The organism is Psychrobacter sp. CAL346-MNA-CIBAN-0220 (genome assembly GCF_040309805.1).
Classification (GTDB): domain Bacteria; phylum Pseudomonadota; class Gammaproteobacteria; order Pseudomonadales; family Moraxellaceae; genus Psychrobacter.
The window spans coordinates 1-246 of record NZ_JBEOPF010000611.1 but is presented as its reverse complement, the minus strand read 5'-3'; the positions used below and the strand labels follow the sequence as shown (position 1 = coordinate 246).

General features: G+C 45.1%; 1 protein-coding gene. It reads left to right on the top strand.

All coding sequences use genetic code 11. From position 1 onward, the window contains the following. Positions 1 to 240, top strand: a 240-nt coding sequence (locus tag AAEY88_RS15005; RefSeq protein ID WP_350563672.1) for a hypothetical protein, incomplete at its 5' end; no start/stop codon positions are given. Between the last annotated feature and the right edge of the window lie 6 nt (positions 241 to 246).

Below are 246 nucleotides of genomic sequence, written 5' to 3'. Positions count from 1 at the left end.
GAAGATACCGGTCGGATAATTCGAGAAGATAAGCGGGGCGCCATTAGCTCAAGCAGCCAGGACATACTGAATAGATTAAACATTCCCGCAGAGAATTGGCTTAAAATCACAACTGAATTTGGTGCATTATTTAAAGGTGCTGTTGGAGCATTACCCGCCTTAACCGAATACTGTGAACATTTAGACCGAAAACGACGACAAGGCGCTGCAACTGTCAGCGCTGGCTGTGCGCTTAAGTAATAATAC